Annotated in this window: 18 protein-coding genes and 1 tRNA gene; 13 read left to right on the top strand and 6 right to left on the bottom strand. The window is 46.3% G+C overall.

The window, feature by feature from the left end:
* The first annotated feature begins 190 nt into the window (after nt 1–190).
* The 5 genes from ribBA to H6F77_RS08805 all read left to right on the top strand — a co-directional run bounded on the left by ribBA (nt 191) and on the right by H6F77_RS08805 (nt 6826).
* Nucleotides 191–1870: a bifunctional 3,4-dihydroxy-2-butanone-4-phosphate synthase/GTP cyclohydrolase II gene (gene ribBA / locus H6F77_RS08825; RefSeq protein ID WP_190487411.1), complete on the top strand. Its 1680-nt coding sequence runs from the start codon at nt 191–193 to the stop codon at nt 1868–1870.
* Between the two features lie 67 nt (nt 1871–1937).
* The gene (locus tag H6F77_RS08820) at nt 1938–2996 is read left to right on the top strand and encodes a tetratricopeptide repeat protein (protein ID WP_190487410.1); all 1059 of its coding nucleotides are present in this window, start codon (nt 1938–1940) and stop codon (nt 2994–2996) included.
* A 94-nt stretch (nt 2997–3090) separates the two neighbouring features.
* Nucleotides 3091–3795 (top strand): pentapeptide repeat-containing protein, encoded by a 705-nt coding sequence (locus H6F77_RS08815; RefSeq protein ID WP_190487409.1) that lies wholly within the window; start codon nt 3091–3093, stop codon nt 3793–3795.
* Nucleotides 3796–3846: 51 nt separating this feature from the next.
* Nucleotides 3847–5352, top strand: a complete 1506-nt coding sequence (locus tag H6F77_RS08810) for a phytoene desaturase family protein (RefSeq protein ID WP_190487408.1) — start codon at nt 3847–3849, stop codon at nt 5350–5352.
* Between the two features lie 55 nt (nt 5353–5407).
* A complete protein-coding gene (locus tag H6F77_RS08805; RefSeq protein WP_190487407.1) occupies nt 5408–6826 on the top strand; it encodes an FHA domain-containing protein in 1419 nt (472 codons plus the stop codon).
* Nucleotides 6827–6921: 95 nt separating this feature from the next.
* Here the strand turns inward: H6F77_RS08805 and H6F77_RS08800 are convergent, their stop codons facing one another.
* Complete coding sequence (locus tag H6F77_RS08800) at nt 6922–8493, bottom strand: Na+/H+ antiporter (RefSeq protein WP_190487406.1); 1572 nt, start codon at nt 8491–8493, stop codon at nt 6922–6924.
* A 188-nt stretch (nt 8494–8681) separates the two neighbouring features.
* On the opposite strand from H6F77_RS08800, the gene H6F77_RS08795 reads away from it, so the two are divergent.
* The 4 genes from H6F77_RS08795 to H6F77_RS08780 all read left to right on the top strand — a co-directional run bounded on the left by H6F77_RS08795 (nt 8682) and on the right by H6F77_RS08780 (nt 12723).
* Complete coding sequence (locus H6F77_RS08795) at nt 8682–9389, top strand: uracil-DNA glycosylase family protein (protein WP_190487405.1); 708 nt, start codon at nt 8682–8684, stop codon at nt 9387–9389.
* A 333-nt stretch (nt 9390–9722) separates the two neighbouring features.
* Nucleotides 9723–10100 carry a response regulator gene (locus H6F77_RS08790; RefSeq protein WP_190487404.1) on the top strand — a complete coding sequence of 126 codons (378 nt, stop codon included), beginning with the start codon at nt 9723–9725 and terminating at the stop codon, nt 10098–10100.
* Nucleotides 10097–10708 (top strand): chemotaxis protein CheC, encoded by a 612-nt coding sequence (locus tag H6F77_RS08785; protein WP_190487402.1) that lies wholly within the window; start codon nt 10097–10099, stop codon nt 10706–10708. Before H6F77_RS08790 ends, H6F77_RS08785 begins: the two co-directional genes overlap by 4 nt.
* Entirely contained in the window at nt 10705–12723 is a 2019-nt protein-coding gene (locus tag H6F77_RS08780; RefSeq protein ID WP_190487394.1) for a sensor domain-containing diguanylate cyclase, read from the top strand. The genes H6F77_RS08785 and H6F77_RS08780 overlap by 4 nt, the downstream gene beginning before the upstream one ends.
* A gap of 21 nt (nt 12724–12744) precedes the next feature.
* Here the strand turns inward: H6F77_RS08780 and H6F77_RS08775 are convergent.
* A tRNA-Gly gene (locus H6F77_RS08775) sits at nt 12745–12816 on the bottom strand.
* Between the two features lie 501 nt (nt 12817–13317).
* Here H6F77_RS08775 and H6F77_RS08770 point away from each other — a divergent pair.
* The 4 genes from H6F77_RS08770 (at nt 13318) to H6F77_RS08755 (ending at nt 18274) form a co-directional block, all read left to right on the top strand.
* Nucleotides 13318–14190 (top strand): Npun_R2479 family HD domain-containing metalloprotein, encoded by an 873-nt coding sequence (locus H6F77_RS08770; protein ID WP_190487385.1) that lies wholly within the window; start codon nt 13318–13320, stop codon nt 14188–14190.
* Between the two features lie 81 nt (nt 14191–14271).
* The gene (locus tag H6F77_RS08765) at nt 14272–15507 is read left to right on the top strand and encodes an ABC transporter permease (protein WP_190487383.1); all 1236 of its coding nucleotides are present in this window, start codon (nt 14272–14274) and stop codon (nt 15505–15507) included.
* 253 nt (nt 15508–15760) lie between these two features.
* Nucleotides 15761–17581: an iron uptake porin gene (locus tag H6F77_RS08760; protein WP_199321238.1), complete on the top strand. Its 1821-nt coding sequence runs from the start codon at nt 15761–15763 to the stop codon at nt 17579–17581.
* Between the two features lie 354 nt (nt 17582–17935).
* The gene (locus H6F77_RS08755; RefSeq protein ID WP_190487381.1) at nt 17936–18274 is read left to right on the top strand and encodes a hypothetical protein; all 339 of its coding nucleotides are present in this window, start codon (nt 17936–17938) and stop codon (nt 18272–18274) included.
* Nucleotide 18275: 1 nt separating this feature from the next.
* On the opposite strand, the gene tsaB is transcribed toward H6F77_RS08755, so the two are convergent.
* The 4 genes from tsaB to H6F77_RS08735 form a co-directional block, all read right to left on the bottom strand.
* Nucleotides 18276–18962, bottom strand: a complete 687-nt coding sequence (gene tsaB / locus H6F77_RS08750) for a tRNA (adenosine(37)-N6)-threonylcarbamoyltransferase complex dimerization subunit type 1 TsaB (protein ID WP_190487379.1) — start codon at nt 18960–18962, stop codon at nt 18276–18278.
* 140 nt (nt 18963–19102) lie between these two features.
* A complete protein-coding gene (locus tag H6F77_RS08745; RefSeq protein WP_190487377.1) occupies nt 19103–20953 on the bottom strand; it encodes a serine/threonine-protein kinase in 1851 nt (616 codons plus the stop codon).
* 128 nt (nt 20954–21081) lie between these two features.
* Nucleotides 21082–21789, bottom strand: coding sequence for a hypothetical protein (locus H6F77_RS08740; protein ID WP_190487375.1), 708 nt, complete (start codon nt 21787–21789; stop codon nt 21082–21084).
* Nucleotides 21782–22333 carry an Npun_F5560 family protein gene (locus tag H6F77_RS08735; protein WP_190487373.1) on the bottom strand — a complete coding sequence of 184 codons (552 nt, stop codon included), beginning with the start codon at nt 22331–22333 and terminating at the stop codon, nt 21782–21784. Before H6F77_RS08735 ends, H6F77_RS08740 begins: the two co-directional genes overlap by 8 nt.
* Nucleotides 22334–22541 lie beyond the last annotated feature (208 nt).

Genomic DNA, 22541 nt, shown 5'->3' with positions numbered 1-22541 from the left:
ATACATTCAATCCGCGAAATTATCCTGAAATTTAAGCGATCGCTGTTTAAAATTAAACAGCTTGTTATGAAAACAAACATCAGTTAGGCAAAGGTATATGGAGATGAGATCGAACAACAGGGTAAACAGGATACAATCGAAGCTGGCTAGAATTAAAGAAAATTTATAGTTAGCAACTTTGACCTTCTCTGTGAGCAAGCCCAATAACGCCTCGAACTCATCATTTAAATTTGACTCAATTGACGCTGCCCTAGCAGACTTCAAGGCTGGTCGGCTGCTAGTAGTAGTGGATGACGAAAGCCGGGAAAATGAAGGCGACTTAATTGGCGCGGCTCAGTTTGCCACGCCGGATATGATAAATTTCATGGCAGTGGATGCGCGGGGCTTGATTTGTCTGGCGCTAAACGGCGATCGCCTCGATGAACTAGAACTGCCCTTAATGGTCAGCACCAACACCGACAGCAACCAAACTGCCTTCACCGTCAGCATCGACGCCACACACGAGATGGGTGTAGGCACGGGGATATCTGCTGAAGATCGAGCGCGTACTATTCAAGTCACCATCAACCCATCCACAAAACCCAAGGATCTGCGCCGTCCCGGTCACATCTTCCCTCTCCGCGCTAGGGAAGGAGGCGTCTTGAAACGAGCAGGTCATACCGAAGCTGGAGTTGACCTTGCACAACTCGCTGGCTTATATCCCGCCGCTGTCATCTGCGAAATTCAAAATCCTAATGGATCGATGGCGCGGTTGCCAGAGTTAATAGAGTACGCCAAAACTCACAATCTGAAAATTATCAGCATTGCTGACTTAATCAGTTACCGTCTGGCACACGAACGTTTTGTTCGCCGCGAAACAGTAGCGGAATTGCCCACGCAGTTTGGTAATTTCCAAATTTACGGCTATCGCAACACCTTAGATAATTCCGATCACGTAGCTATTGTTAAGGGAGAGCCAGCAGACTTTAAAGACCAAGCAGTGATGGTGCGGATGCACTCGGAATGTTTGACGGGTGATGCCCTTGGTTCTTTGCGGTGCGACTGCCGGATGCAACTGCAAGCAGCGCTGAAAATGATTGAAAATGCTGGTTCGGGAGTAGTTGTATATCTGCGACAGGAAGGGCGAGGAATTGGCCTGATCAATAAGTTAAAAGCTTATTCGTTGCAGGATATGGGATTGGATACGGTCGAAGCAAACGAACGTTTGGGGTTCCCCGCCGACTTGCGAGATTATGGCGTAGGGGCGCAAATTCTCAACGATCTAGGAGTTAGTAAAATTCGCCTAATTACCAACAACCCGCGCAAAATTGCTGGCTTGAAGGGCTATGGGTTGGAGATGGTGGATCGCGTGGCTCTGCTGATTGAGGCGAATGACTACAATACAACTTATCTGGCAACAAAGGCGGAAAAGCTAGGCCATATGTTGTTGCAGACTTATTTAGTCACAGTAGCGCTTGACTGGCAGGAGGAAGAAAGTTCGGTACAAGAGCGCTACGAGAGATTGGAGAAGCTGCGACATTTGGCAAAGACTCATCACTTGTTGTTGAAAGAAGAAGCAAGACCAGTGGCGATCGCTCTTTTTGGTACTCCCTCGCTGACATTTCACTTAGGCTTTGACCAACCCAATCTCGCTTCCCCAGATTGGTTCGAGAATGGCAATCATCCCTACGTGCAAGCGATCGCGGCAATTTTAGACAACCTCTCAACTTGGCCGCAACTGCAACGCCTGGAATTTTTGGTATCCTCTGGACTCGATCCCCTAACAGGCTTGCAAGTGCAGCTAGATCGCCAAAGTTTCCCCCTCAGTCAACTGCCTTCTTCGGTATGCGAGGGTTTGGAAACTCAAAAAATCTACAGCTTCAGTTGTTAGTTGATAATTGGTAGTTCATGGTTCATTGACCGATGAGCCATGAACAATGAACGATGAACGATAAACTATGAAACACTACCTACTGATAAAAGTCGGCTATATTTCCTCAGCTTTGGTTTTGGCTGTTTTAGGTCAGATTGGAACTGCAAGCGCTTTCAATAATTCTGAAGAACAGGAAGACGGGATCGCTCGCGTCTCTACAAAAGCAATTGAGGATTCAAGAAATCAAAAAAATTTAATAGCTCAATTGAGCGCGACAGACTTATTAAACCAAGGGGCGAATAAGTTTAAGGTAGGAGAATACACCGCCGCCGTCGCTGATTTTACCGGGGCAATTCGCTTGCAGCCCAAAATGGCAGAAGCATACTATAACCGGGGACTGGCGCGTTACCGAAACAAGGATAGTCAAGGCGCGATCGCAGACTATACTCAGTCAATAAAACTGAATAACAAAGATGTTGCTTCTTACCTAAATCGGGCGCTTGTCTACGCTGAGTTGGAAAAAAATAAGGAAGCGCTTGCAGATTACACCCAGGCAATTAAACTCAACGCAACCGACCCCAGCATTTACTACAATCGCGGTGCCATGCGCGATCGCCTGCTCGATAATAAAGGAGCCGTTGAGGACTACACCGAGGCGATTCGTCTCAAGCCAGACTACGCCAGCGCATACGTGAATCGGGGACGTACCCTCATAAATTGGGGGCTATCTCAACAAGCCATTGCTGACTTTACCCAAGCTATACGCATCGATTCCAAGATGGCTGTAGCCTACGAAAACCGAGGAGTAGCGCGTCGCCAGTTGGGAGATATTAAAGGAGCGATCGCCGATTACGATCGAGCAATCGAAATCGCTGCCAACCAGCCAGGAGCTTATTACAACAGAGCTATTGCCTACCACCTCCAGGGCAATAAAAAAGGAGCGATCGCCGATTACACTCAAGTAGTTCGTCTCGATCCCGACTTTGCTAGAGCTTATGGCAATAGAGGACTACTCCGCTACGAAGAAGGAAACCGCGATGCAGCAATTGAAGATTTGCGAACTGCTGCCAGACTTTTCTCTTCACAGCAGCAGACAGATAGTTATCAAAAAGCAGTTGAACTCCTTAGACGAATTCAGCAGTAACAAAGCTACGCGATCGCTTTTTTAGCCCTTTCACAGCTACGCAGGACGAATGCGGTGTCTTAGGCTACGCTAGGCTAGGCATTTACTAGATCGAATGAAAGTAAAAATTCTATTTTTTGCTCTACTGCTAGCGCCACTGTATCTAGCAACGCCTGCGACTGCCGAAAATCCTGCCCACGTAAAACAGTTACAAGAAACAAATAAATGTCCAAAGTGCGATCTTAGCGGTGCCGACTTAAAGGGAGCTAACCTGAGCGATGCCGACTTGCAAGGAGCTAACCTGATTGGCGCAAACCTGAGCAATGCTATTTTGGAGCGTGCCAATTTGATGAGCGCTAACTTGGTTGGAGTTGACTTGAGCAATGCTCAAATGAGTCGCTCAATTCTCATGGGAGCAAACCTGATTGAGGCGAACCTGAGCAATGCTAATTTAATTAGTGCCGATTTGAGATATGCCAATCTTGTCGCTGCCACGCTGATGAATGTCAATCTAACTAACAGCGAGCTAGATGGTGCTAACTTGGTTGGCGTTAACCTGAGTAGCGCTAACCTGAACGGTGCAAATTTACTTGGTGCCAATTTGACAGGTGCAACAGGTCTGCCCTTCGATCTCCCAGGAGCGGCAACGACGCGAGGCCCTTTCACGCCACCACCAGGCAGCGGCACGCCCGATGGACGTGAATCGGGCGGATCTAGAGTTGTTCCCAGCCAGAAAACGCCACCCAGACGTGGGGAACCCCGAGAAAATAGAAACAACGGAAACGTGCCTACAGGAATACCGGAAACTCAGCAAAAGTAGTTAAGGGTTAATCGCCACGAGCAATGAACCATCAACAATGAGCAACGAGCAATGAAAAGTTTTGATGCGATCGCGATTGGCAGTGGAATAGGTGGTTTAACAGCCGCTGCCTTACTTGCTCGGTATGGTAAGCGAGTGTTGGTGTGCGAAAGTCACGCGATCGCTGGCGGTGCTGCTCACACCTTTTCTCGTGGCGGGTTTCACTTCGATTCTGGCCCCTCTTTCTATTGCGGTTTAAGTCAGGGTAGCGGTCTGAACCCGCTACAACAAGTGCTGGAAGTTTTAGGAGAATCTCTCCAAGCAGTTCGTTACGATCCCTTGGGACATTACCACTTCCCAGAAGGAACCTTTCCCGTTTACAGCGACGCTAGCCGCTATCGGCAAACAGTTGCACAAATTACGCCCGGGGGTGCAAGGGAACTGGAGCGATTTGAGCAACGCTTATTACCTCTTTATGAATCTCTCCGGGGTATTCCCACTATTGCTTTGAGGGCAGATTGGCAGTTAATTCCTGTCATATTGGGGCGCTATCTGCCTTCAGTCTTAAAAATGTTACCCCAACTAGGCATTATCCAAGGTTCTGTAGGAGATGTGATGGATCGGGAGGTGCGAGATCCTTGGGTAAGGCGTTTAATTGACTTAGAATGCTTTTTGCTTTCTGGGCTAAAAGCGCACGGAACAATTGCCCCTGAAGTTGCATTTATGTTGGGCGAACGTAGCCGCGCTGGGGTGGAATATCCTGTTGGGGGGAGTGGCGCAATTGTTGATGCCTTGGTGCGGGGGTTAAAGCGTTGGGGTGGTGAGTTACGGTTGAATGCTCATGTTGAGCAAATTCTAGTGGAATCTGGCAAAGCAACGGGCGTGCGGTTGAAGAATGGAGAAATTATCAACGCGCCGTGCGTTATTTCTAATGCAAGTATCTGGGATACCTATACTAAGTTGTTGCGCGAAGAAGATTTACCCCAATCCTATCGCCAACAATCTTTAGCAACGCCTGCGGTAGATAGCTTCATGCATTTACACTTAGGCATCCGGGCTGAAGGGCTGGAAAATCTTACTGGTCATCATGTTGTTGTCCGCGATGCGGATAAGGATATTGCGGAACCGGGGAATACTTGCATGATCTCTATCCCAACTGTGTGGGATGCAAATTTAGCGCCACCGGGACATCATGTAGTTCACGCTTATACGCTCGAACCTTATGAGGGATGGCTGCGAGATGATAGTTATATTCAGAGGAAGAAAGAGCGATCGCAATCTCTATTTGATGCCTTAGAGCGTATAATTCCAGACATCCGCGATCGCATTGTCCTGGAACTTATTGGTACGCCCTTGACTCATGCTTATTATTTGCGCCGACATCACGGAACTTATGGCCCTGCCATCGTAGCGGGAAAAGGTATGTTTCCAGGGACGCATACGCCCATCCCTGGATTGTATAGAGTAGGTGATAGCACTATGCCTGGAATTGGCGTTCCTGCTGTTGCTGCTTCTGGTATTCTGTGTGCTAATACTTTGGTGACGCCTCAAGAAACGGCGAAATTATTGGATAGTTAAACGGGATAAGCGTGGTTTTTGGATTTAAGAGCTAATTTCATCCAGGTATAAAGTAATGAATGAGTTGACTTTATATTGGTTAGAGAATAAGGATCTGAGGACGCAGACGATCCGCGAGGGACAATCCAGTAAAACGTCTGGAACCATCCGTATTGGACGCGATCCAGAACTGTGCGATATTGTTTTGTCCGATTCGACGGTATCGGATCTGCAAGCAGAGATATTCTTTGATCGAGAGCAGGGTAGTTTTTATTTACGTTGTTTGAGCGAGAGCAACGCTATAGTTTTCGATGGAGAACGCCTAGAAACTGATGAAGTGGCGATCGCAAAAGGCAGCAGTTTGCAGTTTGGGCAAACCGAGATGAAGGTGACAGCCATGCGAATCAAGCAGTCGCCGCAGGTAGGGGAAGAAACGCAACCAAAGGAAGCCACGCCTCAAGAACCAGTAGAACCAAAAAAGATTCTAGATATCGCGCCCGTATATACCCTACCCACGCAGGAGGAAGAAATTCCTGCCAAGCCAGAGGTTTATGCGCGTACAAGCTATTATCGCGATAAGCAAGGCTCTCATAGCTCAGTGCTATTGATAGGGTTAGGTATTGCCACTGTAGTAAGTTTAGTAGCTGGTGAAGGCTGGCAGCGATCGCAGCTAGAAGCTAAGAATTTAAAACCAAAAGCTACTCCAACACTAACGCCATCGGGACAGTCGAATTTAAGTCCAAGAGATACAGCAACAAAGCGATCGGCACAACCAGGATTTAGTAATAGTTCGATACCAGATCCAAAGAAAGCTGATGCGATCGCAGCCGAACAACAACTAAAACTAGAAGTTGAAAACAAACAGAAACTAGAAGCTGAACTAGCACGACAGCTAAAAACTGAAATAGAAGACAAGCTAAAAGCTGAAAAACAACGTCAGGCGCTGGGCAAACAAATAGGTCTGCTAGAACCTGAAAAACAGCAACAGCAAGACGCTGAAATCAAAAACTTGGTGGAAGCCGAAATACAACGACAAGCACAGGCTAAAAAACAACAGCAGTTGGAAGCTGAACTAAAGCAGTTGCAAGAAGCTGCCCTAAAAGATCGGCCCTCAACCCCATCACAAGCACCGTCACCGACAGCCCAACCGGTGCTTCCAATCGAACCCCTAACTCAACTGGAACTGCCAACACCACAGCAGCCTGAAATTAAAGAGGAGGCAAAGCTACTTGAACCAACACAGCAGCCTGAAGTTACACAACCAGCAAATTCAGCCGAATCGCAACAGCAGCAATTAGAAAAAGGGTCAAAGTCAACCTATTCACCTTGGTTGCCTGGAAAAGAACCGCCTTCACAGTTGGGGGAGTCACCTTGGTTGCCCGGAAAAGAACCAGCTTCACAGTTGGGCGAATCACCTTGGTTGCCTGGAAAAGGCCCGCAAGCGCCAACCGAAGTTAAACAACAAGAACAATCAGGAAAAGGACAGGCAAATTAAACTTATTGATACGCATAGAAAGTACGCAAGCTATAGGGCTATAGCTCGCCTATTTTCTCAGGGGCTAACCGTCTTCTGCCTTAGCATAAAGCCGTTCATAGTTCATCCTCGGTTGCTTCCGCTAAAATTTCCTGCAACATAGGCGAAAGCCGATTATCCAAACGCCCAGATCTGATAAATTCTGCGTAAGTGTCTGCTTCAATATCTAATAGTTTTTCTCGCAATTGTTCCATTTCCAAAGTCCGGAGTTCAGGATGTATATTTTGCATCTGCTGAATTTCCTCCTCAACACTCTTGAGTTGTCCTTGCACCAACTCTCTTTCGTAGCGGTAAAACTCTGTATTTATTTCTTCTTCCTTAACAACTTCTAATAGATATTTCAGCACCCGCTTTAGGGCGGTACGGCGGGCAATTGCTTCAGAATATTCCTGGCGGAACGGCTGGTCCTTTATTAGCCCCAGTTTTTCTAAAAATAGCCGAGTAGTTAAACCTTGAACTAACAGAGTAAACAAGACAACGCCAAATACTATGTCAATAATTTCCTCTCGCCCTGAGAGCATAGCTGGTACGCTTAGAGCCAAAGCAATCGAGACAGAACCTCTTAATCCGCCCCACCAAAGTACCGTCTGCTCTCGCAAGCCAATCTCGGACTTAAACAACCAATTGCTCAATCCACCCAATCCATAAATGGCAACGGCTCGCGTCGCAAGCACTGTTGCAATTGTCACGCCAATCAACCCAAAATTTTGCTCTAAACGCCCATAGTTGATTTGGTCGCCAATCAATAGAAAGACAATTGAATTAACAAAAAATGCCAAAAAATCCCAAAATTCAGAAACCAGTAGCCGCGTGCGCGGGTTCATGCCGATACGAGAACCAAAATTACCCAAAATAACGCCTACTGTGACAACGCCAATTACACCGGAACCTCCCAATTCCTCTGTTATTAAATAAGTGCCGTAAGCTGAAACTAGAGTTAGTGATTGCTCTACTAAAGGCAAATCGAAGCGTTGAGTAAGGTAGGAAATGCCAAAACCAATTAGGCTGCCAACTCCAATGCCAATGCCGACAAACGTTAAGAAACCCGCAATCGTAGCTGGAAGCGATAAGGCTTGGGTTCCTAACGGGGTTCCTACTAGCAGAGTAAAGGCTACTACTGCCACGCCATCATTAAATAAACTCTCTCCTTCCATCAACATTGTGAGGCGTTTGCCAGCGCCAAGTTCGCGGAACAACGCCACTACAGAAACGGGATCGGTTGCAGATAAGCAAGCACCCACAAGTAGTGCAGTTGCCAAAGGAAGTCCAGTCGCCAGGTTGAGGGGGAAAGCAATGCCAACAACGGAAATGATGACGCCAACGATGGCAAACAAACTGACTGGTAGCAAATCCCGCTTCAGTTCTTTCCAGCGGATATTCCAGGCGGCTTCAAACAAAAGCGGCGGCAAAAAAATCTCAAGTATTAATTCTGGCGATAGATTCACCAGCCGCACATCCACAAACGCCAGAAACAACCCGGCAATTACCAGTAGCAAGGTGTAGGGAATTTGGCGCAACCAACTGAAAACCTGCGATAGAGTCGCTACGCTCAAGGAAACTGAAAGTACGAGCAGAAATTGTTCCAGATTTTGCTTAATTGCTTCTTCGCCAATTGTAGTTTCTATCATGGGTATATCCAAATTCGTCGTACTGCTAAAAGTCTGTATGTTTTTAAAGGGCAAGGATATCTAGAGTTTATAGGGGATGGAATATTGCCGAGTTAAAATGACTTAACTTAACGATAAGGCGCGATCGCTTATCTGAAAATTGGTGCAAACTTTGGTATAATTTAAAAGGCAGCATCTTCTAAATATACATGACTGACAATAACCCTAAATCCCTATCAGGGATAGAATTAATTGCCGAGATCCAACAGGAAGCTGAAAGTGCTGCATTTCCTGTTGATGAACCAGTTTATTTGGCGGCGGGTTTGCAGCCAAGTCAGCCAATTCTCTATGCAGGCAATTTAGAAAGCAAATTGTGCTTTTTTGCAAGAGATTTGGGAAAAGATGAAGTACACGCACGTCAGCCACTTTACGGTGCAGCGGGGATACTCGTGCGCCGGGGTTTATATAGGGCGATCGCTGGCGAAGAACCTACTAAAAATACCGATTTGCAAGTTGTTCTTGAACACGTTCTACTTACCAACACAGTACCTTACAAACCACCCGGTAACAAAGCATACACTGAGGCGGTAAAAAAACGATTTCGTCCCTTCCTAGAGCGGTTGCTGATAATACACTGGCAAGGCGATAAAATTATCACTCTGGGGAATGAAGCATTTAATTGGTTTGCCCCATATGCTGCTAAAGGGGAGTTAAAAAAATTTTTTGAAAGAAGCGATCGCTATACTTCCAGTATTCAGGTTACGCTGCCAACAAAAGATAACCAAGGAAACTTGCATCAACGGGTAATAAATCTTTTGCCACTGCCCCACCCTTCGCCTCTAAATCAACAGTACTATGCACAATTTCCCCAGCTGCTTCAGCAGCGCCTTGCGGAAATATTCACCGAAAACTCATAGAATTACTCGGTTCGGCTGAATGCGATCGCTGATTCGCGGTATGCCCTGATATTAAAGCAAGAATCAGAGCTAGAATGCTTTTATACAGAAAGCGCCATTTGTAGTAAAAAAATAATAAATTTGACTGAAGCATTTAAAAGTATTTTCTGCTAAATTAAGTAGTATTAATAAGTTAGACCTTTATTAAAGCAGAATTTACAAAACATCATTTACTTGGCTTATATTTAAGACAAGTTGAATGTTAATTTTAATGAAAATAGTGACTGTCTCGCCAGTTGTTAAATGCTCTAATGCATGCTTGGTCGGCTTTAAAGACTTAAGGGAGAAGAAGAAGTGGCTTTAATTCTAGTTGTAGAAGATGCCTGGTTAAGCCGCCGGATGATGAGCAAAGTTTTGGAAAACGACGGTCACACAATATTGCAGGCAACCAATGGCCGTGAAGGTCTGGAAATGGTTCGCACGCACAACCCAGACTGTATCTTTTTAGACCTCTTAATGCCAGAAGTGGACGGTTTGGATGTGCTTAAAACCTTGCAGGATGAGGGGTCGAAAATACCGATAGTGGTGATAACGGCAGACATCCAACAAAGTACTCGTCAACAATGCTTAGAACTAGGAGCGATCGCCGTTATCAACAAGCCCTCCCAACCCCCAGAAATACTACAAGCGCTAAAAACGGCTCTGAGTTTCCATCAGGAGACAGCACCATGAACCTGACCGCTTACCAGCAGGATGTATTGCAGGAGGTTGTCAACATCGGCGTTGGCAGAGCCGCGGGGGTCTTGGATGAGATGCTCTGTACTCACATTCGCTTACAGATTCCTTGCATAAAGATACTTTTACCCGACCAGTTGAAAGATAAACTGGAAGAAAGACTCGACGGAGAAAGGGTTTCCGCTGTTGGGCTTGGCTTCAGAGGCTCCTTTGCCGGCAACGCACAGTTGGTATTCCCAACAGATAGCGCTTCCATGTTGGTAGCTATTCTCACGGGAGAGGAACCCGGTAGCCCCGATCTTGATTCAGTAAAGATTGGGACGTTGAGCGAAGTTGGCAATATTGTTCTTAACGGCGTGATGGGTTCGATCAGTAACGTGTTTGAACAGCGGCTTGACTACTCGCTGCCCTCTTATAAAGAGGGTACTGTTGACAACCTTTGGCCTTCAAGCGATTTTGCTCCCCACGCTACTATCCTCCTAGCTCAAACACATTTTACTCTTGAACAGTTGGAAATTTCTGGAGACATTATTCTAATCTTCAATGTAGGGTCGTTCGACGCTTTGATAAAAGCTATCGATAGCGCGGTTGAGGAGGCTTTATGAACGACATCAAGCTGGCTGAGGAAAAGTTCGGTGTTCTCGATCGCGTCCCTGTCGGCATGTGCGTTCTACGAGAAGACTTTGTTGTTCTGTTTTGGAACAGTTGCCTCGAAGACTGGACGAAAATTCCTCGGAGCGAAATATTAGGAACCAACATTATTGGCCATTTTCCCCACCTGAATCAGCCCAAATACTCTAGCCGCCTGAAGCCAATTTTTGAAGGTGGGCCGCCGACAATTTTTTCTTCACAGCTGCACAAGTATATTATTCCCGCAGAGATAGGTGAGGGTCAGCTACGCATACAGCAAACAACAGTGACAGCAGTACCGACAGTCAGCGGAGTCGGTTTCTATGCACTTTTAGGGATACAGGATGTAACTGATTTAACATCCCGCCTGCAAGACTACCGGAAGATGCGGGATCAGGCTTTGGAAGAAATACAGGAGCGCCAGCGTGTGGAGGAGGCACTGCGAGAGAGCCAGCATTTCATCCAGCAAATTGCCGACACCGCTCCGAATTTGATGTATATATATGATTTAAGCGAACAACGCAACGTGTATGTGAATCGCCAAATCGGCGAACTGCTCGGCTATACATTAGAAGAAATTTTAGAAATGGCAGCAGGAGTGCTGCCAAGTTTAATGCATCCTGATGATTTTGCCCATTTAAGAAAGCATCAGGAAAAATTTGCTGCTGCCCGCGATGGTGAGATTATTGAGTGCGATTACAGAATAAAGCACAAAGGCGGTGAATGGCGCTGGCTTCACAGTCGCGAGCTTGTTTTCAGCAGAACTGCTGAAGGCGTGCCCAAACAGATTTTAGGGACAGCTCAAGACATAACCGACCGCAAGCGTACAGAAGAGGCTCTGCGTTGGCAGACTGAAAGGGAACGATTGATGGGGGTGATTACACAGCACATCCGCCAGTCTCTGAACCTTAGAGAAATTCTCCATACTACGGTGACTGAAGTGCGAGAGTTTCTTCAGACTGACCGAGTGAGCGTTTTGCGCTTTAATCCAGATTGGAGCGGCGTTGTAACTGTGGAATCGGTAGTTGCTGATGTGACGCCGATGCTGGGAGCTAGCATTTACGATCCCTACTTTGAAGAAACTTATATCGAACCTTCTAAACACGATCGCATACTCGTTGTGGAGGATATCTATTCAGCGGGCCTATGCCCAAATCACATTAATTTACTGGAGGAGTGTGGTGTCAGATCGAAGTTGGTGGTTCCAATTATTCAAGGGGAAAAAACAATCCACAATGGACAATCCAAAAGACATCATCCGCAGTTGTGGGGGTTGCTGATTGCCCATCACTGTAGCAGAGAGCGGCAATGGCAGCAGTTGGAGATTGACTTGCTCAAGCAACTGGCAACTCAATTGGCGATCGCTATCCAACAAGCGGAACTCTATCAACAGTTGGAGGCGGCAAACCAAGAGTTACAGCGTATAGCTACTCTTGACAGCCTTACTGGGATTGCCAACCGTCGTCGCTTTGACGAATATCTAGATGTAGAATGGCGGCGTTTGGTGAGGGAGCAAATGCCCCTATCTTTGATTCTGTGCGATATCGATTGTTTCAAGGCCTATAACGATACCTACGGTCATCAAGCTGGAGACGAGTGTTTGCGGCAGGTTGCCAGAGCCATAAATCGAGGTGCGAAACGTCCCGCCGATTTAGTGGCTCGATACGGGGGAGAAGAATTTGCGCTTGTTTTACCTTACACAGACGCCCCTGGTGCCATTCGAGTGGCGATTAAAATCCTTGTTAGAGTAAGAGCTTTGCAGATTGCTCATGGCGCTTCGTTGGTGAGCGATTATGTCACGGTAAGTTTGGGCGTCGCTTCCACTGTTCCCAGACAAGACTCTTCACCAACCAGGCTAATTGCGGCTGCTGACGAAGCGCTTTATCAAGCAAAGGCGGCTGGTCGGAATCGCGTGCAAGTATATGCAGCTCCAGATTGGCAATTGCATAAACCAGCACCGCCAAACGCGATCGCTATGGGATATCAATGAAAGAAATAGAAATATGGTTTAAGCGGGCGATGGGACTCGAACCCACGACGTTCAGCTTGGGAAGCTGACATTCTACCACTGAATTACGCCCGCTTGCGGTTGTTTTGCTATCGGCACTCACTATAAAGCTGGTGCTGATGTTTATACATTATAAACTATTTGCTACTATCAACTGCGTCTTTTGCTTTGTCAAGTTAGATGCTGAGAGTCTTTACAAAATTCCCCGGCTTCCTTGCTAGGAAGATGGCGGCTTTGTCAAAAATTGCTAACAAAGTAGCCCGTGAGGAAATTGGCTATTTGTAGAATGATGGAAGGAACTATAAATTTTAATGAATTGTGTTAGGTTAACTTAGGCTCCTGGGAGGGGTAGCTGCTCTTGAGGATAATTGAATTACCTATAACCAAAGGTAAATAGACGCAAGGTATGAGGCGTTTCTAAAAGAGCGCGATCGCCGCCCTGAAAGGATTAGCAACGGCTTGTGATAACAAACACAACGCGATCGTGACAGTTCGCAGAGACGCAAGACAAATTTTATTGCATCCTAGATTCAGAACCACCCCTTACATTGCACTCAGTACGAGCTAGTACCAAGGATGTTTAACGCAACCGAAATTCTCATCGACTCTTTTGTGCAAAAGATTCGAGATGGCTACCGCCGCACATACGGAGGGTTAAACCCTCACTACGAAGATATTATCGCCTGGGCGGGGAGCATGGCTCTAGAAAACATTGCCAACAGCGACGCCCTATATCACAACGTAGAACACTCCATCTTAGTAGCACTTGTGGGACAAGAAATCCTACGGGGCAGACATATCCGCGAAGGTGGGGTGTCGCCGGACGACTGGTTGCACTTCATTATCTCCGTAGTCTGCCATGACATCGGCTACGTCAAGGGAGTGTGCAGACAAGATAGAGACATGGAACGGATGTACGCCACAGGCCAAGATGGCGAAATGATTCACGTGCCTCGCGGCGGCTCGGATGCCAGCTTGACGCCTTATCATGTGGATCGGGCAAAACTGTTTATTGAGGAACGCTTTGGCGGTCATAAACTAATTGACGCTGAGGTGATCAAGCGCAATATTGAACTGACCCGTTTCCCCGTGCCAAAAGCCGAAGATCATCAAGACACAATTAGCTTCCCCGGCTTGGTGCGTGCCTCTGACTTGATTGGCCAGTTGAGCGATCAGCGCTATCTCAATAAAATTGGGGCGCTGTACTATGAGTTTGAAGAAACTGGCGTGAATAAAGCTTTGGGCTATCAGCATCCCGGAGATTTGCGGAGAAATTATCCCAAGTTCTACTGGTATGGCGTATTTCCTTACATTCAGGATGCCTTACGCTACCTGTCGCTGACACAGCAAGGGAAACAGATCATTGCCAACCTATATGCGAATGTATTTACTGTTGAACACGAAAGTGCCGAGGACGTACAGCGGCAATTAGCAGAACAGCTAAAGTAAACCTATGAACTATCAAGGATGAAGTATGAAGGATGATACCTTTCATAATTTATACTTCAGCCAAAATATCATCGAAAATAAATGGACTGGTGGCAGAAACTAAAGAAAAATCCCTTGGCTCGTTTTGGGGCGTTGTTGTTGTTGGTTTTCTATGTGGCAGTCATTGCCGCTGATTTCATTGCCCCTTACGATCCATATGCTTCGCAGCTAGATGGCTCTCTCCTACCACCCACGCGGATTTACGTTCGCAACCAGGAAGGACAGTTTATCGGGCCGCACGTATATCCGACAACCCAAGGGCCGACGCTTGTAGAAACAGGCGATCGCAAACTCACTGTAGACTTTCAAAAACCTTCACCGCTGCGGCTATTTGTCCAGGGTTCTACCTACCGTCTGTTTCAGACTCGTTTGCCACTACCGAAATGGGAAAAAGTAAATCAGGTCGCCCCCATCCCCACGCCCGCCTCGTCTCCCTTGGCAGCAGAGCCAAGTAAAACAGACAATGCCGACAAGGAACCACAATCTAAGCAGGCATACACGCTGAAGTGGAAGGATGTGGAACTTTTATCAGGCATTCCATGCAATTGGCATTTATTCGGAGCTGCTGGCGAAGGTAAGATTAACCTTCTGGGAACAGATGAGCAAGCCCGCGACCAATTCAGCCGTTTGCTGCACGGAGGCAGAATCAGCCTCAGCATCGGCCTGGTGGGAGTTGCGATTTCTTTCCCGTTGGGAATGTTAGTTGGAGGGATTTCCGGCTATTTCGGGGGCTGGGTGGATAGTGCTTTGATGCGCTTGGTGGAAGTGCTGATGACTATTCCCAGCCTCTATCTGCTGGTGGCTCTTGCCGCCGTGTTGCCAGCTTCGTTAAGCAGCGCCCAGCGATTTTTGTTAATTGTGGTGATTACCTCAATAGTTGGCTGGGCTGGGTTGGCAAGGGTGATTCGCGGGCAAGTGCTTTCGATTAAAGAGCGCGAATTTGTACAAGCGGCACGAGCTATGGGTGCTAGCCCGCTGTATATTATCATTCGCCACGTTTTACCTCAGACAACTAGCTATGTGATTATTTCTGCGACTCTGGCAGTGCCTGGGTTTATTGGGGCTGAGTCGGTATTGAGTTTGATTGGGCTAGGAATTAAACAGCCTGACCCGTCTTGGGGGAATATGCTGTCGTTGGCGACTAATGCTTCAATTTTGGTGTTGCAGCCTTGGTTGATTTGGCCTCCGGCTTTAGTGATTATTCTTACCGTGCTAGCTTTTAATTTGCTGGGTGATGGCTTGCGGGATGCTCTCGATCCGCGCAGTTTACGGCGGTAGTGGTTTGGAAAATTAAGTGTGGCGGTTTTTACATTGAAGCCGCGATCGCCATCTGTGTGGGGGCACGCAGATGGTGTATTTTATTGTTCAATTAGGAACGCAGAGTTTTAACAACACTTAACTAAAAGTTTGCCACCTGAATAACATAATTTTTTATTAGTGGATAGGACATAGGGTGTGTCAAATGATGCCACATTATCGGCTATAAAAAAGCTGGTGCGATCGTGTGAACTGTAATTTAAGCACTCTATATATGCGTATCCTGAATCTTAGTATTTGCACGGTGGCGACGCTTGTGGCTCTCGATATAACGCCGCGATCGCTCGCCTCTCAAGCGCCGAAGTTACTCTTAGAGCAATCTTTCTCAGATGAAGTCGCACCACCGCAGATAGCGATGCTCCGGAGGAGCCGCTTTGCTAACGCCCCACCATCGCCCACAGAAAATCCACCCTTATCGCAGACACCAGAGTTATTAGAGCCTTACACCCAGCCTAGCAAGGATGAGACTTGGCAAGACGTGCAGCGGCTATCGCAGGAAAACCCTGATGCGGCTGATTCAGAGAGCGATCCCATGTCTCAAATTACCAACGTCTCCCAATTGCGGGACGTGAAACCGGGAGATTGGGCTTATGAAGCACTGCGATCGCTCGTCGAACGCTACAACTGTATAGCTGGTTATCCCGATAGCACATTTCGCGGCAACCGCAGTTTAACACGATATGAATTTGCCGCTGGAGTAAATGCTTGTTTGCGGCAAATTGAGAAATTGATTGCAACAGCAACCCCCGACTTAGTTAGGCGAGAAGATTTAACAAACTTGCAGCAGTTGCAAGAACAATTTGTTCTCGAACTAACAATGCTTAGGGGTCGCGTAGATAGCCTGCAAGCTCGCACAGGTGAACTAGAAGGAACTCAATTTTCCACAACCACCAAACTCAGCGGATTGACAATTGTTGGCGTGCAAGGACGTAGCAACAATCGCGCCGATCTGTTTCCCAGGGATGGTAAAAGAGATACAAGCGATCCCGGTACGAACATCAACGTCATTAACTTTAATCAGCTATATCTAACTACCCAATTTGGCGATCGCAGTTATTTGTTTGCAGGTCTTCAAGCCAGTAAAGGTACAACTGACCCCCGATTAACTAATAATGTTCTACTTAGTTATGAGTTATTTAATGATAACGACTTGATTTTAAGCGACCTGAATTACCGCTTCCTCATTAGTAATAAATTGGCGGGAATTGTAGGGACAGAAGGGGTTAATATGGCTTACGCTTTCCGAGGGCCAAACCGCGTGGAAAGCGCTGCTTCTGGGCCACTCTCTGTTTTTGCCCAAAGAAATCCTATTTTGAATATGGGCTTTGGTCGTGGGGGCGTTGGTTTTGATTGGCAATTTGCTAAACGAGCCAGTTTGCAGGCAGTTTACTCCACCACTGTTCCAGGATTTTTCCATAGCAGAGAACGGTCAAGGGGACACAATACAGCAGGCGTCCAACTAGCCCTTACCCCAACAGATCCCGTTGATATTGCCTTGTATTACGTTAATGATTATTCTCCCGATGGTAATTTGCTCACAGGCGCTGGAGACGAACAGATTACTGCTGTTAATCCGCTTACTGGTAAATCAGCCTCGCTACAAACAAATTCTATTGGTGCTACTTTAAACTGGCGCATCACCCCTCGCATCACATTAGGTGGTTGGGCTGGCTATACCAATTCTCACATTCCAGGGCGATCGGGAAATGTAGAGACGACAAACTATATGGCGTATTTCAACTTCCCCGATTTGTTTAAAAAAGGGAACTTGGGAGGAATTTATGTGGGACAACCACCAAAGATTGTTAGCAGTAATCTACCCTCTGGAAACAACATACCAGACTCAATTAACACGGGTTTGGGACGCAAAGGAGAACAACCAGGAACTACCACCCATGTAGAAGTTTTCTATCGCTTCCAGGTAACGAACAACATCAGCATTACGCCAGGGGCGATCTTTATTTTTCAGCCCGGACATACACCCGCGAGCGAGCCGATTACCATTGGTACTGTGCGGACTTCATTCAGCTTCTAAATTTTGCTTGCAACTTACTTTCACGGCGAGCGGAATTTATCAAAACTTTATTTAATCGGCAAAAATTAATTAGATTACACGGTAGATCCACTAACGTAGATTCACTATAGGTTTTTTGGTTAACAAACAAACGCTGAAGCAAATGTTTCAGTAAATTTTCGCTTTTAAAAACAACATATTTTACATTAAGCTTATTGGTTAATTGGGCTGTATAAATCTGTTCGCAGACGCAGATACAGCGGGAGAATTTATAGCTTTACTATCAACTTTTGGCGCTGTTGTTCTACAACAATCGCAAGTTTTTCCGTGCCTGAGTGTATCTATTTGTTATTATCTAATAAGGTTTGTAACCCAATGACTAAATGTATTGGTTATCTGCTATTTCTTGTTTTCGTTGGAATTTCTGGCGCGATCGCAGATCCCTCTTTTGCCCAAACTGTTATTCAATCAGACGCTCAAGGCGCTAATAATATAAATTTATTATCTTTGGAGCAAATTCCTGCGTCGGCTGCTAGCGTTCAATTTGTGGCCGATCCTGCTTTAAATTCTACCAATAGCGATCGCGTTGTCGTCTCTGAAGCTGGTAATAAAGCCTCAGATTCCGGCTCCAACATAGCTGTAACTACGGTTAAACCTAATCAGCGGGAGCCTTTACCTAGCAGAATTTTCGCTACACCTACTATGGAACAGTAGCCTACCTTGCTGCTTTATCGTCTACAGGACTTTGACCATAAAAAGGAAGCGCCTCTGACCATTGGGGGCGCTTTTCTTGTTGCCAATCGAGATAAGCTAGTTCTAGCAGACTTGTAACCGATGCACCCATTCCAACCCCGGCGGGGATATCAATTAGCTGATAGGGAGTTGGCCAAGTGTCTAGAGTTTGTTGCCATGCTGACGGTGTTATTACGGTATCTGGGAATAGCTGATTGAGTGTGGAATTAGTTGGGGATAGTTGATAGATAGCAGCAAATAATTGACCGCGTTGGGCAGGCATTTGCAGAGCGATCGCTTTATTTTGGATGTTAGATGGCTCTTGTTCGGAATTATTGGCGGTGACTTCTGAGTGCTGGCACTTCTCCCACGCGATCGCTGCTAAAGTAGAAATCGCAAACAAGGGAATATTCAACTGTTGCGCCAGCGTTCTAGCAGTAACAACGCCGATGCGAGTACCCGTAAAGCCACCAGGCCCCTTTGCTACAGCAATAAACGCTAAATCTGCCCAAGTTTGCGGCGCTATAAAGTCAACTAAATATTGATGCAAAAACGTAGATATATCGCGTCCCAAATCCCAATTTAAAGAGCGCCTATCAGTAGAAAAATTGCTGATAGCTAAGCCCAGTTCTGGAGTGCTAGTGTGTAGTGCCAAACCGTATTTATTCATTGCGATCGCGCCGGAAAATTTTGATTAGGTTGGTATAACTTCCAATCGCTATAGTTTTACCATCAAGGTTGAAACAAGCGAAAGTTCTGTTGATATTAAGTTTCCCAAAATGGGTATAAAAACGCAATTCTATAGGTGCATTACTCAAATCGCCAAATCTTAATTGTCTTATCCTGAGAACCGCTGGCGATCGCCCTACCGCCCGGACTGATGGCGACGGCTGTAACTGCGTCTGAATGTCCGCTGAGGGTGTTTATTAGCTCGCCACTACCAGGATGCCATATTTTGATAGTTTTATCTGCGCTGCCACTAACAAGAATAGTACCTTGACGGCTAATAGCAACTGATTTGACAGACGAGGAATGTCCGCTTAAGCTACCTAGCAATTTATCGCTTCCCAAATTCCATTTATTAATAGTGTTATCTGCGCTTCCACTAAAAATTATTTGACCGCCTGGGCTAATGGCAATGCTGTTAACTTCATCTGAATGTCCTTCGATGGTGTAGAGTAGTTCCCCAGTCGCTAAATTCCAAATTTTTATAGATTTATCGGCACTGCCAGTAACGATAATTTTTCCATTGGGACTAATGGCGATCGCATTAACAGCGCTGGAATGCCCAAACAGCGTTTTACGCAGTTCTCCCGTTGCTAAATTCCAAATCTTGATGGTCTTATCTTCGCTACCGCTGACAAGGTTTTCTCCATCTGGGCTAATAGCAACACACCTAATCCAACCTGTATGTTCGCGTAAAGTGCGTGTAATATTCACCAAGGATTTATCTTTACAGTCAGCCCCTAAATTCCAAATTTTAATTGCGTAATCCCAACTACCACTAGCAAGGATATTTCCGTCTGGGCCAAAGGCAACTGTATCAATTAAGCTTAAATGTCCCGATAGAGAAAGTGCCAAACCCGTCCCATCTAAATTCCAGATTTTAATAGTCTTATCTGCACTAGCACTAGCAAGAGTTTGGTTATTAGGGTTAAAAGCGATCGCGTGAATTGAACTTAAATGTCCATAAAAAGTCTCTACACACTTCCAACTTGGGGTGAGACATATCGGCACAGCTATTGGTAACTTAAGCGCTACTGCTGCTGGCTTTCTAGGTATTACTGCTGGATTCAAGGCTTTAAGAACTTCTGACCCTGATTGGTAACGATCCTTGGGAGTTGTCGCCAGCAATTTGTTTAAAATCTTGGCTAGCTCCTTACTAACGGGTGAGGTTAAATAATCTTGCCAAACCCATTTTCTATCTAGATTATTGTACAAATCGAAAGGATGAATCTGAGTGATTAAATGAATGCAACTCACGCCCAAACTATATAAATCGCTGGCAAAAAAGGCTTGACCCATTAGTTGTTCGGGAGCAGTATAAGCAGCGGAGCCTATTACAGTTCCCGGTTTTGCCATAACCGTTTTTGTGGTGATTTTTGCTGCGCCAAAATCGACTAAAACGAGTTGACTATCTGGGGGACGACGAATGATATTTTCGGGGTTAATATCGCGGTGAATGACGCCGCGATCGTGGACAAACTGCAAGATGGGCAGGAGTTCATTGAGTAATTCTCGGATCTGCGTTTCGCTAAAAGCGCCCTCTATTGCGAGTTGTTGAGCTAAACTTTGCCCGTCGATAAATTCTTGCACTAAATATTGGCGCTCTTTTATCTCAAAATACCCCAGCAATTGGGGTATTTGAGGATGTTGGCTGAGTTCCGCAAGTCGGGTTACTTCTTGATTGAATAATTCAGATGCTTTCTGGGGATTTACCGTACCTTGGTTTTTGGGTAAAAATTCTTTGATCGTGCAGCGGGGTTTGGATGAGGATGACTCATCGACAGCTAAGAACGTGCGACCTTTACCGCCCTGACTAATCACTTTTAGAAGGCGGTAGCGATCGCCCAATAGCAATTTTGAACCGCAATTCTGGCAAAATTTATTATTATCAGGATTTTGCGGCTTGTCGCAAGCGGTATTAAGGCAGAGCTGCATACTGGCAAAATATCGGCAGATTGAGTCTATAGTAACTCTTCCCCACAATTGCCTTGAAATCTCGAACGCTTGGGAGTAAGTAGGTTCAACCCCGCCAATCTATCTGAAATAATTTTTCAGGCTTAATGTTAACTAAGCGATGGGGTGATTGTCAGGTCAAAGATTGGCTTTGCAGTTAAGCAGTGCCAGTGACAGATAAATAAATCTGGTTCTTGTATGTTTATACTGGCGATCGCTGGTGCTGCTGGATACGGCCAAAGTCTGTCAAATACTATTTTTTCGTCTTTAAACCCAAACTGTAATAAGTATGTCGCGGGTGGTGCTGATAAATATTGCAGCAGACGGTATCCCAGATGGTAAAGCGGTTGCCGTTTGGCATCAGCTAGATGCACTGGTTGTTGATATTTAAGGTTAAATAGAGATAATTCTTCTGATATTTCTTTGCCCGTACATTCTTCCGCCAGACCAATTACTTCACCGTAAATTGGCCCTTTGGCAGTCAGCACCAAGGGCAACCAGAAACACCCAGCACCCGTTGGATATCCCATCTGTTCGACAACTTGGCGCAAACCGACGACATCGCGGCAAGCCTTGTAAACTGAAGCTCCTGGGAGATTGAGGGCATCCGGCACGTTCAACGTCAACGTTAAATATTTATCGCCACTTTCTTCGGTATTTGTGGTGGATAAAGTATCTATTGAGACTACTTCAACTGTAGGGTGTGTTTCTGGAAGCAAAGGGGGATGAGCAGCGATCGCCTGCCTTATCGCTGACACCATAAGCTCGGTTGTGGGCGATGCCGCATCAGCATCGACCACAATCAAAATCCTAGACATTGCCAAAAGTCGGAATTGGGCCACCACCACCAGGACGAGGGAAGCTGGGCAAATCAAGCCGCGTTATATTACGACTTCTCACAGCCAGACGGTAGCTGACACTTTGCAACTCGGCGTGGAGTTGACGGTTTTCCCGTTGCAGTTGAGAGACCTTCTCCCGCACGGGAATCATGCGTTCGGCAAATTTTTGACGATAAAGCTGCGGTAACTCTTGTACTACCTGCTCCAGCATCCGGCTGCGATCTGACAGTTCTTGGACAGACTGCCGCAATTGATAAATTTCGGCATCGCGAGCGGAAATTTGCTCCTGATAAAACGTCACCTGCTGTTCTACATCTTGCAATTGTTCTCGCAAGAGGCGGAGTTCCGCTAGGTGGCGCTCAGAAAGTTCCGGCTTCGGCATGAAGGTGGCATTTCCCTTGACGAGCCGGAATAGTTCTTGAGACAGTTGTTGCACCAGTTGGTCTCGCATCTGCAACTCTTCGCGCAGGCGAGACACCTCAACTTGAAGAGATGGTAGGGTCTGGGTTTCAGTCGGGTTCACAATGACTCAGGCTCCAAAGAAGATGATTGTTTCAATCGCAGGGGGGGGGACGCACACCAGATGACGCATTTTATTCCTTGTCGCCTAATTTACCATTTGCAAGAGCAATTGACACCTGATTTAAGGGCTGTTTATAAATCCAGCAATTGTTAGCGGAATCGGGCATTTGGATGAGAGTATGATTTTGGCACAATCGCGCTAAGAACGA

Origin of the sequence: Microcoleus sp. FACHB-831, from assembly GCF_014695585.1 — a bacterium.
Lineage (GTDB): Bacteria > Cyanobacteriota > Cyanobacteriia > Cyanobacteriales > FACHB-T130 > FACHB-831.
Note: the sequence above shows the minus strand (reverse complement) of the source record. Positions and strands in the feature narration are given on the sequence as shown.

Coding starts and splice junctions, on each gene's coding strand:
- H6F77_RS08820 (WP_190487410.1), top strand. CDS start 1,938: ATGAAACACTACCTACTGATAAAAGTCGGCTATATTTCCTCAGCTTTG.
- H6F77_RS08805 (WP_190487407.1), top strand. CDS start 5,408: ATGAATGAGTTGACTTTATATTGGTTAGAGAATAAGGATCTGAGGACG.
- tsaB (WP_190487379.1), bottom strand. CDS start 18,962: ATGAATAAATACGGTTTGGCACTACACACTAGCACTCCAGAACTGGGC.
- H6F77_RS08770 (WP_190487385.1), top strand. CDS start 13,318: ATGTTTAACGCAACCGAAATTCTCATCGACTCTTTTGTGCAAAAGATT.
- H6F77_RS08760 (WP_199321238.1), top strand. CDS start 15,761: ATGCGTATCCTGAATCTTAGTATTTGCACGGTGGCGACGCTTGTGGCT.
- H6F77_RS08745 (WP_190487377.1), bottom strand. CDS start 20,953: ATGCAGCTCTGCCTTAATACCGCTTGCGACAAGCCGCAAAATCCTGAT.
- H6F77_RS08795 (WP_190487405.1), top strand. CDS start 8,682: ATGACTGACAATAACCCTAAATCCCTATCAGGGATAGAATTAATTGCC.
- H6F77_RS08755 (WP_190487381.1), top strand. CDS start 17,936: ATGACTAAATGTATTGGTTATCTGCTATTTCTTGTTTTCGTTGGAATT.
- H6F77_RS08740 (WP_190487375.1), bottom strand. CDS start 21,789: ATGTCTAGGATTTTGATTGTGGTCGATGCTGATGCGGCATCGCCCACA.
- H6F77_RS08815 (WP_190487409.1), top strand. CDS start 3,091: ATGAAAGTAAAAATTCTATTTTTTGCTCTACTGCTAGCGCCACTGTAT.
- H6F77_RS08780 (WP_190487394.1), top strand. CDS start 10,705: ATGAACGACATCAAGCTGGCTGAGGAAAAGTTCGGTGTTCTCGATCGC.
- H6F77_RS08810 (WP_190487408.1), top strand. CDS start 3,847: ATGAAAAGTTTTGATGCGATCGCGATTGGCAGTGGAATAGGTGGTTTA.
- H6F77_RS08765 (WP_190487383.1), top strand. CDS start 14,272: ATGGACTGGTGGCAGAAACTAAAGAAAAATCCCTTGGCTCGTTTTGGG.
- H6F77_RS08800 (WP_190487406.1), bottom strand. CDS start 8,493: ATGATAGAAACTACAATTGGCGAAGAAGCAATTAAGCAAAATCTGGAA.
- H6F77_RS08785 (WP_190487402.1), top strand. CDS start 10,097: ATGAACCTGACCGCTTACCAGCAGGATGTATTGCAGGAGGTTGTCAAC.